Consider the following 14,557-nt stretch of genomic DNA (forward strand, 5'->3'; position numbering starts at 1 on the left):
ATTGATTTAGGAGTATACTAAGTTCACATTTTATTAAACAACGGAGGAATCAAAAATATGAAAGCAGTCGTAATCAATCAATATGGAAGTAAAGATGAACTAACAGAACAAGATGTAACTCTACCAGAATTAAAAGCAAATCAAGTATTAATTAAAGAAAAAGCAACATCGATCAATCCGATTGACTGGAAATTACGAGAAGGTTATTTAAAACAAATGTTTGATTGGGAATTTCCAATTATTTTAGGCTGGGATGTGGCAGGAGTGATTACTGAAGTGGGCAGCCAAGTGACAGACTGGCAAGTTGGTGATCGTGTTTTCGCTCGTCCGGAAACAACTCGTTTTGGTACGTATGCAGAAGAAACAATTGTAGATGAAAATCTATTAGCAAAAATTCCAGAATCAGTTTCATTTGAAGAAGCTGCCGCAGTTCCTTTAGCTGGTTTAACAGCTTGGCAAGCACTTTTCGATCATGGTAAATTACAAAAAGGCGAAAAAGTTTTAATTCATGCTGGAGCTGGCGGTGTGGGAACGTATGCTATCCAATTTGCTAAAGAAGCAGGTGCGTATGTGATTACTACAGCGAGTGAAAAAAATCATGAGCTTTTGAAAAAATTAGGAGCAGATGAAGTGATTGATTATCATACCACTAATTTTGCAGATGTGTTAACTGACATTGATCTAGTTTTTGATACAATGGGCGGAGACGTTCAAAAATCAAGCTTTTCTGTACTTAAACCAAACACAGGTCGGTTGATTTCAATTGTCGGGATTGCTGATGAAACGTTAGCAAAAGAAAAAAATATTCAAGCTGAAAGTATTTGGCTACAAACAAATGGTAAACAATTACAAGAAATCGCCGATTTGATGGCATCTGGTAAAGTTGTTTCAGTGATTGGTGAAGTTTTTCCGTTTTCAAGGCAAGGCATTTATGATGCACATGCTTTAAGTGAAACCCATCATGCAGTTGGTAAAATTGTGATTAATATGGATAAGTAAATTGAGTTTTGAGAAAAAAGAAAAAATATTATGTGTAATGAGGATGGGACAGTATAAAGAGGCCAAGAAAAAAGTGTTTAGTTCAGAGAACCATTTAGGAACTGTGTAATATCAACTCGATTTTCTTTGTGTTTTACAGCAATAAGAAGGAATTCACGAAAATTGCTCTTCAAATTTGTGTGAAGGTCAACTTATTTCAGAAACCTTCAATGATCTTAGAGACTGATACGATTGTAACGAAGCACAGTGGTTGCTTCTGATTTCGCCGTTTATTCGGGTGTAGTGTGTGGAGTAAAACTGATTTTTAGTTTTACTCCACACACTTTTTTGTAAATTACAACTATAAAATCCATTAATGGAATACTGGGAATATCAAATAATGAGTTTAACAATAAAAAGGTTGTTAATGAGAAAGAAACAGTGGAAGTGGAAATATAGTTTTTTTAAATATTTATTCCGTAAATTTATATTTGATATTTGCTATAACAAAGGTTCACCACTCGAAATTGCTTTATTTGCACATAATAACAATTAAATTTACAAGTCTATTTCTTATCGATACACTTTCCCTTTATCTTTTTGGAAATTTAGATAGATATTTTTCTTGATAAATCTTCTACTCTAACGTAAATTGAAAAAGAAGTTATTTAGTATGAAAGAAGGCTGCTTATATTGAATCGAATTTGCTCTTTTTTTATGAACGATCTCCTATTCTTATGTTCTCTTTTGATTGCACTTATTAGTTGCTTTTTTGGTGAATTTTCACTTGAATCAGTTGATTTTAAAGTCATTATTTGTCTTTTTGGATTAATGCTATTGGTCGCTAACATTGAAAAATTAGGTATTTTGAATTATATTGCGATAAAGTTAATTGATATCTCCTCCAATAGTCGTGTGTTGATTAGAAATATAACATTGTTATCTCTTTTTAGTTCAATGCTATTAACAAATGATGTCGCCATTTTGAGTCTTATGCCGATTTATTTAACCATCACAAAAAAAATTCCAAACATGCATAATAAAATCACAGGTGCAGTTCTGTTGATTATCGCAGCAAATCTTGGGAGTAGTTTTTTTCCTTTTGGGAATCCACAAAATTTATTTTTATTTTCTTATTACTCATTAACAACAATTGAATTTTTCCGCTTGTCGTTTATCCTATTGTTTATATCTATTATTTTCTTAATCGTTTCATTCATGGGGCTTGAAAAGAAACTTCTTATAAATCAAGAAGAGACACTGCCACCACTTGATAAACGTAAAATTATTTATTTAATACTAATTAGTTTAATAGTTCTTGCAGGTGTTTTTGATGTGTTAGCCTATTATATAGCCATACCTATCGCAGTTTTTTTTCTTTTCATTTATGACTCAAGTAGCTTGAAGAAAGTCGATTATCGTATACTTGCTACATTTCTTTTTTTCTTTATAGCTGTTGGTAACTTTGCTCAGCTAGAAGTTGTTTCAGTTATACTAAAAAAACAATTTACCACAAATTCTACGACATTTGTTGGAAGCATTGTCCTCAGCCAAGTAATTAGTAACGTTCCCGCTGCTATTCTTATCGCTCCTTTTACTAATCAAGTACAGGCACTATTCTGGGGTGTAAATGTGGGCGGTTTGGGTACGATCATTGCTTCTTTAGCTAATCTGATTGGCTTTAGAATTTATAAGCAATATTACCCTAGTCAATCAAAGCAGTTTTTACTAAAGTTTAGTATACTCAACCTGATTTTTTTAATTGCTTTTCTTGTAATATTTTGTTTTATATTATAAAAAAATAGCTGATTCAGTTTTGACTAACTCATTAAAAACATTACTATACACACTAGAGCAGTAATATACTAAGTCTATGCTTGTTCTTTCAATGGTACATTATTACTTGAAATAACAATTTTAACAGTGTCGGGTTTAAAATTGTTTTTATATACTCGGTCACCATTATTAAATATTTGACCATATCTATCTCAGTACATTGTGAATAAGCCGCACATATATTCACACTGCTACTTTTGCTAACTTTACACCTAGAACTGAGCAATAAATTTTGTTCGGTTCTAGTTTTTTTGCAGTTACCTATTCAGAAAAATAGGTAAGAATGCTATCTAAAACAAAATTTTCGATGTTCAAATGATTTTTCTTTTTCTGTCTGCAGACAGTTACTTTCCATGAAAGTGGGTTGTGAATTCGAACCGCTTTATAATCTCTTTCCTGAATAAAATCTTTCACAGGAGCAGGTAGGATGGTTAAAAATGGTGTATCAAAGGTAGTTTTTAGTAACAGATCCCAAGCGCCTGATTGGATTTTAACTTTAGGTTTTAGATTACGTTTATCAAAATAGCTCATAACAAGGTGATGAATCATGAAGGTATCATTAAATAAGGCTAAAGGTTCTTTGGCAAGTTCTTCCCACGAAATAAAATCTTTAGCAGCATAGGGATTACTTGTACTCATAAAAGCATAAAGTTCATCTTCCACCAATGTATATTCTTCTGTTGCAGCAAGCTCTGTTGGCTGCAGTAAAATAGCTAAATCAATTTCATTGACCAACAACATTTTTTTCAACTCATAAGCACCTTCTTCTACAATGTTGATCCGAATTTCCGGATGCTCAAGAATAAAATTCGATAAAAAATTAGCGAAAACTAATGAAAGAATCAACGGCGGAATTCCAATGGTAATACTTCCTTTTAAAAAACCGTTCTTGTCTTCTAAGTGTTTCATCATTTCATCGTATGTAGTAATAACATCTAAAGCTTGTTCATAAAAAAGTTCTCCGACAGCAGTTAAAGACGATAATTTTCCTTGATTACGTTCAAAAAGGGCAACATTTTCTTCTTCTTCAAAGTTTTTAATCATTTTACTTAATGCAGGTTGGGATAAATGCATTCTTTTAGCAGCAGTAGATAAATTATTGTCAGAATCAACTATCGTAACAAAATATTTTAGCTGTTTAATATCCATAATCAGAACCTCCTGATTCTATAGTTGAATTTATACCTATAACTTTAACATATAGGTCGTATGAAAAAAAAGTCTTAGACAGAAGGGATTTACATTGTTATTATTGAATCACAAACAAATGCAAGCGTTTTATCCGGAGGTTTGGAGGAGTATTATGAAGCAAGTAAAAAAGGAAGAATTGATGAATTTTATTCATAGCGGTGACACAATCATGATTGGCGGCTTTGTGTCTGTTGGTATTCCTGAAACAATTATTGATCAAATTAGTCAAAGTCAAGTCGACCATTTAACGATTATCAGCAATGATACGGGTGTTTTTTCAGGGGAGGATCAAGCTTTACTTGGCACTGGAAAGTTAATAATACAGCGGAAAGTAGACAAGGTTATTGCTTCACACATAGGTACGAATAGTGAAACTGGAAGACAAATGATTCATAACGAACTTGAGGTTGAGCTAACACCGCAAGGAACTTTAGCAGAAAAGATCCATGCAGGAGGTTCTGGCCTTGGCGGATTTTTGACACCAACTGGGTTAGGAACTGTTGTAGCACAAGGCAAGCAAGTTGTAACGGTAGATGGACAAGATTTTCTCTTAGAAAAAGCATTAAGAGCCGATGTTGCTATTATTAAAGCACACAAAGCAGATGAGTTAGGCAATTTAATTTATAAACAAGCAGCTCGAAACTTTAATCCAGTAATGGCATTAGCTGCTAAAACGGTCATCGTTGAGGTAGATGAACTTGTGAAAGCAGGCGAACTTGACCCAGAAGAAATCATCACACCTTTTGTGGTTGTCGATAAAATTTTGGTGAAGGAGAGCGTATGATGCAGCAAAAACAATTATCAGCGAAAGAAAAAATTAGTCAACGTGTAGCCAAAGAGTTTAAAAATGGCGATGTTGTGAATCTAGGGATTGGGATGCCTACGCTGGTGGCAAATTACATTGATCCTGAGATTACGGTTTTTTTACAATCAGAAAATGGCGTTGTTGGAATTGATAAACCGACATCGGAGCAACAATCTCCAACCTTAGTTAATGCTGGCGGTGCACCGGCAGGTATTATCCAAGGCGGTGCGTTTATTGATAGCTTGACATCTTTTTCTTTAATTAGAGGCGGGCACATTGATATTACGGTATTAGGCGGATTACAAGTGGATCAAGAAGGAAATCTGGCTAATTGGATGATCCCGGGAAAATTGGTTCCTGGAATGGGTGGTGCCATGGATTTAGTTGTTGGTGCAAAAAAAGTTATCATTGCAATGGAGCATACTACAAAAAATAATGAGCCCAAGTTGTTGAAAACATGTGAATTGCCTTTAACAGCGAGTGGGGTTGTTTCGATGATTATTACTGAATTAGGGGTTTTTGAATTTGTCGATGGACAATTAACGCTTACTGAAATCGCTGAAGAAAGTAGTTTAGAAGAAATCAAAGCGAAAACTGAAGCGGAATTTGGAATATATCAAGCATTACTTGTTTAATGGGAAAAGGAGTTTAGCATATGAGAGAAGTTGTGGTTGTAACAGCAATGAGAACGCCAATTGGTACTTTTGGAGGAGCTTTGGCAGATTTTTCAGCTGTTGATTTAGGTGTGAAAGCTGTTGAAGGAGTATTAAAGAAATCAGGTATAAAAAAAGAATTAATTGAAGAAGTGATTATTGGCAATGTTTTATCAGCAGGAAAAGGGCAAAATGTAGCACGGCAAATTGCTGTAAAATCGGGGCTTCCATTTTCAGTCCCGGCTTCAACAGTGGGAAATGTTTGTGGTTCAGGTCTAAAAGCTGTGATTAGCGGCGCGCAAGCAATTCTTTCAGGTGATCGTGAGGTCGTTTTAGTTGGTGGCAGTGAAAGTATGAGTCAGGCAGGATATGTTTCTTCTGATAGTCGTTGGGGCTTGCGAATGGGACATGGACAATTAACGGATACAATTTTATCTGATGGTTTAACAGATGCCTTTTCTGGTATTCATATGGGGATTACTGCTGAGAATCTAGCTGAGAAGTTTGCGATTAGCCGAGAAGAGCAAGATATTTTTGCGTTAAACAGTCAAGCAAAAGCATTGGTGGCAATAGAAACACATGTTTTTGATGAACAAATTGTGCCTATTACGATTGAAAGAAAAAAACAAGAACCGTTAGTAATGACTACCGATGAAGGTCCACGCTCAGGTTTATCTATTGAAAAATTAGGGAAACTAAAAGCTGTGTTTAAAGAATCTGGCACGGTCACTGCTGGCAATGCTTCTGGTATTAATGACGGAGCAGCGATGATACTTTTGATGAGTAAGGAAAAAGCTGAAGCTCTAAATATTTCTTATATGGCAACGATTAAAGGGTATGCTTTTGAAGGCGTAGAGCCAGATATTATGGGATATGGTCCGGTAATTTCTACGAGAAAAGTATTGGAAAAAGTTGGGATGACGATTGATGAAATTGATTTGATTGAATCTAATGAAGCCTTTGCGGCGCAATCGATTACAGTAGCGAGAGAATTAGGCTTGGATTTAGAGAAAACAAATATTCATGGTGGAGCAATTGCTTTAGGACATCCAATCGGCGCTTCTGGAGCCAGAATTTTAACGACACTGCTTTATGGTTTGGAAGAGACAAAAGGGAAAGCTGGTTTAGCCACTTTATGTGTTGGTGGCGGTATGGGTGTGTCTGTGATTGTTGAGCGAAAGGGGTCTGAATGATGGCCATCTTAGCAATTATAGGTGTAATTTTTGCCACAGGCTTAATTATTTATCTATCCCTTAAAGGGTTTAACATCCTAGTCATTTCACCGTTATGTGCATTGTTGGTGATTGTAACCAATCAAATGCCGGTTTTGGACAGTTTGTTAAAAGGAACTAATTCTTATATGGGCGGTTTATCGGGATTTGTGGCATCATTTTTCATTATTTTCTTGTTGGGCTCAGTCTTGGCGAAATATATTGAAACAAGTGGTGCAGCCAATTCAATTGCAAATGGTATTTTAAAATTAACAGGAACTGAGAAACCATTTTCTGTTTTAGTTGCAATCTTTTTGATGAGCTTGTTGTTGACTTATGGCGGTGTTAGTCTATTCGTAGTGTTGTTTGCAGTTGTTCCTTTAGCGAGAAATTTATTTGAAAAACTTAATATTCCTTGGCGTTTAATTATTACGCCCTATTTTCTTGGTGTTGGCACAGTAACGATGACGATGATGCCGGGCACACCTTCAATTCAAAATGTAATTCCGACGATGACGTTAGGAACTACTTTAACTGCTGCTCCGATATTGGGAATTGTAGCCTCTGTTGTAGCAACAGTCTGGGGTATTTGGTGCATGAAACGCGAGCTGAAAATAGCCCTAGCTAACGGTGAAACATTCGATCCCAAATATTCTAAAAAAGAGGATCAAGATGAGCAGAAGAAAAATCCTAGTCTTGGAGTAAGTTTGCTGCCATTAGTAACGCTAATCGTGATTATTTTTGTTGGGAGTTTCCTAAAAATCAGTAATATTATTATCCCAGCTTTGGCAATCTCAATTATTGTCTCTGCTATTGGGTTTAATTCATATGTTGTTAGCCACAAAGAAGTGTTGAACTTAGGGGCAACTGGTGCCATTTCACCAACGATTTTCTCAGCTTCAGCAGTTGGTTTCGGTTCAGTAGTGGCTTCTGCGGCAGGTTTTCAAACAATCTTGGAAGGGATTCAAAATATTCCCGGCAATCCATTAATTAGTTTGTCCGTCTTAACAGGCGCAATGGCTGGTGTAACAGGTTCATCTTCAGGAGCGTTAGGTATTGTTATGAATAACTTTGTCCAACCTTATGTGGAGATGGGGATTGAACCAGCAGTAATTCATCGAATGTCAGCGATTGCATCAGGTGTGTTGACTTGCTTACCTCAATGTGGTGCACTGTTGTCGATGTACGCGTTAACTGGGTTAACTCATAAAGAAACCTATAAAAACTTATTTATTTCTGTCGTTGTCGGTAGTTTTATTGCGTTTATTGCAGCATTATTGATTGCTGTTATATTTTAAAAAATAGATCGTATAAATTAGGGGGAAGAATAAAATGAGATTTGTTGATTTGAGTATTGCGATTGAAAATGATTTACCATCTGATCCGGTTGAAATGATTCCAAAAATTAAGTATGAAAATCATAAGGACAGTATTGACTATATGCTGAGTTTTTTTGGAACTGCTACAGTGGATGATCTACCCGGAGGTTTGGCATGGGCGTTAGAATATGTCACATTGACTACTCATTCAGGCACGCATTTAGATGCTCCGTATCATTACCATCCAACGATGAATCAGGGAGAACGTGCTTGGACAATTGATGAAATTCCATTAGAGTGGTGCTATGGAGATGGGGTTGTCGTTGATTTTACGCATAAACCAGATGGTTCAGCTGCGACGATTGAAGATTTTAAAAATGAATTTAAACGTTTGGATTATACTTTAAAACCAGGCGATATTGTTTTGGTAAATACTGGAGCCTCTAAAAAATGGGGAACAGTAGAATACTTATCATCAGGTTGCGGAATGGGTAGAGAAGTTACTTTATGGTTAATCGACCAAGGAATTCATGTGATGGGAACTGATGCGTGGAGTTGGGATCGTCCGTTAGGTCTGGTTGCCAAAGAATTTGATGAATCTAAAGATAAAAGTATTATTTGGGAAGGTCACTTTGCTGGTATTGAGAAGGCTTACTGTCAAATTGAGAAGTTAACCAATTTAGATCAAGTGCCGGCAACAGGGTTTAAATTCAGTTGTTTCCCAGTAAAAATAAAAGGTGCTAGCGGCGGTTGGATTCGCGCAGTTGCCATGATTGATGAATAGAAAGGGATTGAATAGATTGAGTAACAAAGTAGTTATTACCGTAGCCACAACAGGTGGTTTTACAACAAGAGAAAATAATCCAAATGTTCCACTAACACCAGTAGAAATTGCTGATGAAGTTTACAAATGTTATCAAGCAGGTGCAGCAATTGCGCATATTCATGTGCGCGATGAGGCTGGTAACGCAACAATGGATTTTGAAAAATTTAAAGAAACAGTGACACTAATCAGAGCAAAATGCGATATTGTCATTAACATTACGACTTCCGGCGGCATTGGTTTTAATGATGATGAACGGATGAAACCTTTCGTAGAATTATTACCAGAAATCGCTAGTTACGATTGCGGTACCATGAATTGGCAGCATTCAACAGTCTTTGAAAATACACCTGCCTTCCTAGAAAAAGCAGGTAAAAAAATGCAAGAAGTCAACGTAAAACCTGAGATTGAGGTTTTTGATCCGGGAATGTTATATACAGCATTGTACTATGTTAAAAAAGGAATTTTAAAAGAACCTTTGCATTTTCAGTTTGTTTTAGGAGCGCCGGGAGGAATTGCTGCTACAGTTGAAAATCTAGTTTATTTAAAAAGTTTACTCCCAGAAAATGCGACATGGAGTGCATTTGGGATCGGAAAAGAAAGTACACCAATTTTAATGGCAACATTAGCACTTGGCGGAAATGTCCGTGTGGGGATGGAGGATAATAGTTATCTCTTTAGAGGTCAGCTTGCAGAGTCAAATGTTCAGTTTGTCGAACGAGCAAAAAACTTAATTGCGGAATTAGGTAAAGAAATAGCGACACCTGATGAGGCAAGACAGCTATTAGGATTAGTTAAAAAAGTTTAAACGAAAGTGAGTGGGACAAAACTAAAAATCCGTTTTGTTTCACTCACTAGATCCGAATAAACGGCGAGAAAAAAGCAGCTCCTTCGGAAATAAGCCGAAATTCACGAAAATTTGAAGAACAATTTTCGTGAATTTCGGCTTATTTCTCGGAGCTAAACACTTTTGTCTCAGCCTCTGTCGTTCTCTTGATCTTTGGCTCTAAAGCGAATCAACTCAAGTAATCCAGGTAATTCACGCTCAATATATTCTTGATTCAAGATATATTTCTTGGTCTTTCCAATTTTTATTTCTTGAATTAATTGGGCATCTTTTAGCATTTTTATATGATGAGAAAGAGTTGATTTTACTATATTGTAGGTTTCAGAAGTAATTCTTTTCTCGCTATTGAACACTAAACAAGTAAGAATATTTAAGCGGATCGGATCACTAGCAGCTTGAAGAGCTTGTAGAACGGGATCATTGCTGCAATCATTATTAGTTTTCATAAATGGATTATAACACAAACATTACGCTTTACATATGAATGAAGCCGTGATATATTCTTAATGTTCGAAAAACGTCGAACTATAAATAGAAATGAGGGATATTATGGAAAACACATATAAAGAAAATAACTTTGACACAATTATGAAAGGTAGAAGGTCAGTTCGCAATTATGATCCGGCAGTAAAAATCAGCCGTGAAGAAATGGAGCAGATCATTAACGATACCGTAAAAGCACCCTCTTCTGTTAACATGCAGCCATGGCGTTTTGTAGTCGTGGAGAGTAACGAAGGTAAAGAAAAAATCGAACCATTAGTCCGTTTTAATAAATTACAAAATGAAACATCGGCTGCAATGATCGTTATTTTTGGTGATCTAAATAGCTTTGAACATGCAGAAAAAATTTATGGCACGGCTGTGGAACAAAATTTAATGCCGCAAGAAGTGAAAGAACGTCAATTAGAAATGTTGAGTCCATTGTTTGAACAAATGACGACAGAAGATAAAAAAGAAATGGCGACGATTGACGGAGCTCTAGCAGCAATGAATTTAATGTTAGTTGCTCGTGCGTATGGTTATGATACAAATCCAATCGGCGGTTTTGAGCGTGAAAAAATAGCTGCTGCGTTAGATATGGATAGTGAACGTTATTATCCTGTGATGATTGTTTCTATTGGTAAAGCAAACGAAGAAGGTTATCCATCTTATCGTTTACCTGCTGCAGATATTACTACTTGGAAATAGGAGGAAAAACAATGCATATTATTCCATTAGTTTTGGCAGTTATTGTTGCAATCGAACATTTCTATATTTTGTATCTAGAAATGTTTCAAACAACATCAAAGGCTGCACAACGTTCATTTGGTGTAGATGAAGAATTTTTATCTGATCCGCGTGTCCAAACCTTGTTTAAAAATCAAGGACTATATAACGGATTTTTAGCTGTTGGGATTTTATGGGGTGCCTTTTTCGCTGCGAATAGCTGGGCAGTGGTGACCTTTTTTGTTTCCTGTGTGATTGTTGCAGCTGTCTATGGTGGTCTGACTTCATCAAAAACAATTTTATTAAAACAAGGTCTACCAGCAATTATTACTTTGATAGCATTGCTTATTTTTAAATAAAAGAGGTAAAAGTTTAAGGCCGCAAATAAGTGGCTTTAGGCTTTTTCTTTTGGCTTGAAAAAAACTTACAAAAAATAAGTCAAAACTCTTTACTTACTTTTTGTAAGTGTTATACTGTGTAAGTAATCAAAAAACAAATTAAAAAATGAAAAGGAGCAATACACATGACAGAATTTATTCAAGCATTAAAAAAACGCCGTTCAATTTACGCTTTAGGAGATAATCTTCCACAATCACATGATGAAATTTCAGCTTTAGTAAAAGAAGTTGTTAGAGAAAGTCCATCATCATTTAACTCACAAACACAACGTGCTGTATTTTTATTTGGCGATGCACATAAAAAATTATGGTCAATCACTGAAGAAGCGTTGAAACCATTAACACCTGCGGAAGCTTTCCCAAATACGCAAGCAAAACTACAAAGCTTTGCAGCTGGAACTGGAACAATTCTTTTCTTCGAAGATATGGATATCGTAAAAAATTTACAAGAGCAATTTGAATTATATGCTGACAATTTCCCAGTTTGGTCAGAACAAGCAAGTGGTTTAACGCAAGCCAACGTTTGGACTGCTCTAGCACAAGAAAATATTGGTGCAAATCTACAACATTACAATCCAGTGATTGATGAAGCCGTTGCTAAAGAATGGTCAATTCCAAGTCAATGGAAATTGAGAGCACAACTTGTATTTGGTTCAATTGAAGCCGAAGCTGGCGAAAAAGAATACATGGAAGATAGCAAACGCTTCTTAGAATTTAATTAATTAAAAGGTTGGAGGGAAGACGGATGAGCATGCAGTTACCAGCAGAAACCATCGTAAAACAAGTAAAATTAAAAGTAGCGAATTTAGAAGTAATGACCGAATTTTATACAGGAATGATTGGACTTGTTTTATTGAAGCAAGATGGAAACACAACCTTTCTTGGTACGCAAGACTCTTCCGAAGTTATTTTGATTTTAGAAGAACTTTCAGAACCAGCTGTTAAAATGGAAACAACTGGACTGTATCATACGGCTTTCCTTTTACCTTCGCGTAAAGATTTAGGTAATAGCTTATTATGGCTATTACAAAATCAAGTGGAAATTGGAGCAGCAGATCATGGTTATAGCGAAGCAATCTATTTATCTGATCCAGAAGGCAATGGTATTGAAATTTATCGTGATAAACCGATGTTTGAATGGGATATTCGTGAAGATGGTGAAATTGTCGGTGTGACAGAAGAATTAGATGGTGATGCTGTAGTTGGTGCGGCTGATGGCAACTGGCTTGGCTTAGCACCAGGTTCCAGAATTGGTCACGTCCATTTACAAGTAGCAGACTTAGATGAAACAGAAGCCTTTTTTGAAAAGCTTGGTTTTTCGTTGAAAAGCAATTTTGGCAGACGAGCTAAATTTTTTGCAGCTGGAAATTACCATCATCATATTGGCACCAATAATTGGGCGGGATTAAATTTACCATTAATGACTGAAAATCAACTAGGATTAGCTTGGTATAGTTTTCAATTACCGTCTAAAGAATCGTTTGATAACTTAGTAAAACATTTAGATAGTCAGTCAATTGACTATTTAGTGGAAAATCAAGAAGTAACACTTCAAGATCCAAATGGAATGCTTATTAAATTTCAATATTAATTAATAAAACAGGTATAACGAACCAAAAAGTAGAGCTTAGGAGAAATCTTAAGTTCTTTTTTAATGTGTTTATTTAAATGATTTCTCCATATATACTTAGTTGTGCTAAGATAAAATAGCAATAGAATGTAGAGATTGGAGCCGAAGATCATTGAGTAATTTGTTAAAAACTGAACAGCTTTCATATCAAGTAGCTGGACAACAAATATTAAAAAATATATCTCTAATTTTCAAAAAAAGCAGCCGCACCACCATAACTGGTCCATCAGGCAGCGGCAAAAGCACATTATTAAAACTCTTAGCATCACTATTATCTCCCACAACTGGAACAATTAAGTTTCAAGACCAAGATATTTCCACAATGGAGCCTGAAATGTATCGAAGAGAGGTCTCTTATTGTTTTCAACAGCCATCATTATTCGGTAAAACCGTTCGGGATAACCTGTCATTTCCATATGAAGTACGCAAAAAAGAGTTTGAGGAAAATCATATTTTAGATCTGTTACAAGAAGTTGAACTACCCAAAGCTTACCTCGATAAAAATATTACAGAACTTTCTGGCGGAGAAAAACAGCGGGTGGCTTTGATTCGAAATGTCGTATTTTTACCGAAAGTTTTACTTTTAGATGAAGTCACTTCGGGGCTGGATGAAGCAAGCAAACAAATCGTTAATCAATGGCTATTTCATTTGAATCAGGAAAAACAAGTAACATTAATCCGCGTAACTCATGATGCAGAAGAAATTGCTGAAGCAACCGTAGTCAAAAAAATTATAGCTGGTCAGTTGGAGGAAGATAAATGAATTTAGCAGTAAATGATCTTTCATTGTTCTTTGCAGGAATGTTGGTTGTGGTTGCACTTTTTATTAGTTATAAAGAAAAGTTAGGCTTTACAAAAGATATTATTATTAGTGTATGTCGTGCGATTATTCAGCTGATTTTAGTTGGGTATTTACTTAAGTATGTTTTTCAAGTAGACAATCAAATTTTGACAATTGTGATGGCAGGAATTATTATTCTTAACGCAGCGCTAAATGCGAGAAAAAGAAGCAATCATCTGCGTAATAGTTTTTTGATATCCTTAACAGCAATTGCCTGTAGTACAGGTGTAACCATTGGTGTTTTAGTTCTTTCAGGAGCTATTCGTTTTATTCCATCTCAAATTATTCCAATTAGCGGCATGATTGCCAGTAATTCGATGGTGGCAATTGGGCTATGCTACCGAAATATGGATAGTTTGTTTCACGATCAAAGACAAGCTGTTCTGGAGAAATTAGCACTGGGATCTGATATAAAATTAGCATCTAAGAACATCGTACGTGAAAGTATTCGAACAGGTATGGCACCAACGATTGATTCAGCAAAAACAGTGGGGATTGTTAGCCTGCCAGGGATGATGTCGGGGTTGATTTTTGCTGGAGTTGATCCAGTTCATGCGATTAAATATCAGATTATGGTGACTTTTATGTTGTTGTCTGCAACAAGTATAGGTTCGGTAATTGCAACTTATTTGGCATATAAGAGCTATTATAATGAACGAAAACAACTAACCATCTAAATTGAATAAAAGGTGAGTGAAACAAAACTAAAAATCAGTTTTGTTTCACTCACTAGATCCGAATAAACGGCGAGAAAAAAGTGGCTACTCCACTTCGTTCCGATCACATCAATTTCTAAGAGCTAAAGCTCTAAGAATTGAA

At 35.7% G+C, this 14,557-nt stretch carries 16 protein-coding genes; 14 read left to right on the forward strand and 2 right to left on the reverse strand.

Features of this window, described 5'->3' with window-relative positions; genetic code table 11:
- Positions 1-57 precede the first annotated feature (57 nt).
- Complete coding sequence (locus C240_RS04290; protein ID WP_271491436.1) at positions 58-999, forward strand: NADP-dependent oxidoreductase; 942 nt, start codon at positions 58-60, stop codon at positions 997-999.
- 672 nt (positions 1,000-1,671) lie between these two features.
- On the forward strand, positions 1,672-2,775 hold the full coding sequence (locus tag C240_RS04295) for an SLC13 family permease (protein ID WP_271491439.1): 1,104 nt from the start codon (positions 1,672-1,674) through the stop codon (positions 2,773-2,775).
- Between the two features lie 300 nt (positions 2,776-3,075).
- On the opposite strand, the gene C240_RS04300 is transcribed toward C240_RS04295, so the two are convergent.
- Positions 3,076-3,963 (reverse strand): LysR family transcriptional regulator, encoded by an 888-nt coding sequence (locus tag C240_RS04300; RefSeq protein ID WP_271491442.1) that lies wholly within the window; start codon positions 3,961-3,963, stop codon positions 3,076-3,078.
- A 154-nt stretch (positions 3,964-4,117) separates the two neighbouring features.
- On the opposite strand from C240_RS04300, the gene C240_RS04305 reads away from it, so the two are divergent.
- From C240_RS04305 to C240_RS04330, 6 genes are read left to right on the forward strand one after another with little or no spacing between them, the layout of a single operon-like run.
- On the forward strand, positions 4,118-4,789 hold the full coding sequence (locus tag C240_RS04305) for a CoA transferase subunit A (protein ID WP_333908791.1): 672 nt from the start codon (positions 4,118-4,120) through the stop codon (positions 4,787-4,789).
- A complete protein-coding gene (locus C240_RS04310) occupies positions 4,786-5,445 on the forward strand; it encodes a 3-oxoacid CoA-transferase subunit B (protein ID WP_271491445.1) in 660 nt (219 codons plus the stop codon). The genes C240_RS04305 and C240_RS04310 overlap by 4 nt, the downstream gene beginning before the upstream one ends.
- A gap of 20 nt (positions 5,446-5,465) precedes the next feature.
- Positions 5,466-6,656 carry an acetyl-CoA C-acetyltransferase gene (locus tag C240_RS04315; RefSeq protein WP_271491448.1) on the forward strand — a complete coding sequence of 397 codons (1,191 nt, stop codon included), beginning with the start codon at positions 5,466-5,468 and terminating at the stop codon, positions 6,654-6,656.
- A complete protein-coding gene (locus C240_RS04320; protein WP_271491451.1) occupies positions 6,653-7,972 on the forward strand; it encodes a GntP family permease in 1,320 nt (439 codons plus the stop codon). The genes C240_RS04315 and C240_RS04320 overlap by 4 nt, the downstream gene beginning before the upstream one ends.
- A 34-nt stretch (positions 7,973-8,006) precedes the next feature.
- On the forward strand, positions 8,007-8,777 hold the full coding sequence (locus tag C240_RS04325) for a cyclase family protein (protein ID WP_271491453.1): 771 nt from the start codon (positions 8,007-8,009) through the stop codon (positions 8,775-8,777).
- A 16-nt stretch (positions 8,778-8,793) separates the two neighbouring features.
- Positions 8,794-9,624 (forward strand): 3-keto-5-aminohexanoate cleavage protein, encoded by an 831-nt coding sequence (locus tag C240_RS04330; protein WP_271491455.1) that lies wholly within the window; start codon positions 8,794-8,796, stop codon positions 9,622-9,624.
- Between the two features lie 167 nt (positions 9,625-9,791).
- Here C240_RS04330 and C240_RS04335 read toward each other — a convergent pair whose 3' ends face one another.
- Complete coding sequence (locus tag C240_RS04335; protein ID WP_271491458.1) at positions 9,792-10,127, reverse strand: ArsR/SmtB family transcription factor; 336 nt, start codon at positions 10,125-10,127, stop codon at positions 9,792-9,794.
- Between the two features lie 85 nt (positions 10,128-10,212).
- On the opposite strand from C240_RS04335, the gene C240_RS04340 reads away from it, so the two are divergent.
- From C240_RS04340 to C240_RS04365, 6 genes are all read left to right on the forward strand, one after another.
- Entirely contained in the window at positions 10,213-10,851 is a 639-nt protein-coding gene (locus C240_RS04340; RefSeq protein ID WP_271491460.1) for a nitroreductase family protein, read from the forward strand.
- A gap of 11 nt (positions 10,852-10,862) precedes the next feature.
- The gene (locus tag C240_RS04345; RefSeq protein WP_271491462.1) at positions 10,863-11,228 is read left to right on the forward strand and encodes a DUF1304 domain-containing protein; all 366 of its coding nucleotides are present in this window, start codon (positions 10,863-10,865) and stop codon (positions 11,226-11,228) included.
- Between the two features lie 164 nt (positions 11,229-11,392).
- A complete protein-coding gene (locus C240_RS04350; protein ID WP_271491464.1) occupies positions 11,393-11,989 on the forward strand; it encodes a nitroreductase family protein in 597 nt (198 codons plus the stop codon).
- 23 nt (positions 11,990-12,012) lie between these two features.
- Positions 12,013-12,858: a VOC family protein gene (locus C240_RS04355; RefSeq protein WP_271491467.1), complete on the forward strand. Its 846-nt coding sequence runs from the start codon at positions 12,013-12,015 to the stop codon at positions 12,856-12,858.
- A gap of 151 nt (positions 12,859-13,009) precedes the next feature.
- On the forward strand, positions 13,010-13,660 hold the full coding sequence (locus tag C240_RS04360) for an ABC transporter ATP-binding protein (protein ID WP_271491470.1): 651 nt from the start codon (positions 13,010-13,012) through the stop codon (positions 13,658-13,660).
- The gene (locus C240_RS04365) at positions 13,657-14,415 is read left to right on the forward strand and encodes an ABC transporter permease (RefSeq protein WP_271491473.1); all 759 of its coding nucleotides are present in this window, start codon (positions 13,657-13,659) and stop codon (positions 14,413-14,415) included. The genes C240_RS04360 and C240_RS04365 overlap by 4 nt, the downstream gene beginning before the upstream one ends.
- Positions 14,416-14,557 lie beyond the last annotated feature (142 nt).

The sequence above is a fragment of the Enterococcus sp. 5H genome (assembly GCF_028128615.1).
Classification (GTDB): Bacteria; Bacillota; Bacilli; order Lactobacillales; family Enterococcaceae; genus Enterococcus_L.

Coding starts and splice junctions, on each gene's coding strand:
- C240_RS04290 (WP_271491436.1), top strand. CDS start 58: ATGAAAGCAGTCGTAATCAATCAATATGGAAGTAAAGATGAACTAACA.
- C240_RS04300 (WP_271491442.1), bottom strand. CDS start 3,963: ATGGATATTAAACAGCTAAAATATTTTGTTACGATAGTTGATTCTGAC.
- C240_RS04305 (WP_333908791.1), top strand. CDS start 4,118: ATGAAGCAAGTAAAAAAGGAAGAATTGATGAATTTTATTCATAGCGGT.
- C240_RS04310 (WP_271491445.1), top strand. CDS start 4,786: ATGATGCAGCAAAAACAATTATCAGCGAAAGAAAAAATTAGTCAACGT.
- C240_RS04315 (WP_271491448.1), top strand. CDS start 5,466: ATGAGAGAAGTTGTGGTTGTAACAGCAATGAGAACGCCAATTGGTACT.
- C240_RS04320 (WP_271491451.1), top strand. CDS start 6,653: ATGATGGCCATCTTAGCAATTATAGGTGTAATTTTTGCCACAGGCTTA.
- C240_RS04325 (WP_271491453.1), top strand. CDS start 8,007: ATGAGATTTGTTGATTTGAGTATTGCGATTGAAAATGATTTACCATCT.
- C240_RS04340 (WP_271491460.1), top strand. CDS start 10,213: ATGGAAAACACATATAAAGAAAATAACTTTGACACAATTATGAAAGGT.
- C240_RS04345 (WP_271491462.1), top strand. CDS start 10,863: ATGCATATTATTCCATTAGTTTTGGCAGTTATTGTTGCAATCGAACAT.
- C240_RS04350 (WP_271491464.1), top strand. CDS start 11,393: ATGACAGAATTTATTCAAGCATTAAAAAAACGCCGTTCAATTTACGCT.
- C240_RS04355 (WP_271491467.1), top strand. CDS start 12,013: ATGAGCATGCAGTTACCAGCAGAAACCATCGTAAAACAAGTAAAATTA.
- C240_RS04365 (WP_271491473.1), top strand. CDS start 13,657: ATGAATTTAGCAGTAAATGATCTTTCATTGTTCTTTGCAGGAATGTTG.